The sequence below is a fragment of the Pseudomonas sp. SWRI111 genome (assembly GCF_014268555.1).
Taxonomy (GTDB): Bacteria; Pseudomonadota; Gammaproteobacteria; order Pseudomonadales; family Pseudomonadaceae; genus Aquipseudomonas; species Aquipseudomonas hamedanensis.
The window spans coordinates 1-278 of the sequence record NZ_JABWQQ010000092.1 but is presented as its reverse complement, the minus strand read 5'-3'; the positions used below and the strand labels follow the sequence as shown (position 1 = coordinate 278).

The 278-nt window shown below is 39.9% G+C and carries 1 protein-coding gene; it reads left to right on the top strand.

Going from position 1 to position 278, the window contains the following annotated elements:
• Positions 1-278: cbb3-type cytochrome c oxidase subunit I (locus HU755_RS27075; protein ID WP_186638325.1), on the top strand; the 278-nt coding region annotated here is incomplete at both ends.

Here is a 278-nt window from a genome sequence, read left to right as displayed (position 1 = left end):
GGCCAGTGCTGACTATCAATACCACAATACCATGTTTTTAGTAGCTCACTTTCACTTAGTTATAATTCCTGGGGTTGTATTCGCAATGCTTGCTGGTCTTACTTATTGGTGGCCAAAGATGTTTGGATACATGCTAAACGAGAGAATTGGAAAATGGGCGTTCTGGTTTATTTCGATAAGTGTTTGTGTAGCCTTTTTCCCAATGTTCATATCAGGTTTAGATGGACAAGCTAGAAGAATGTACACTTACTCTGAGTCAACTGGTTTCGGTATCTGGA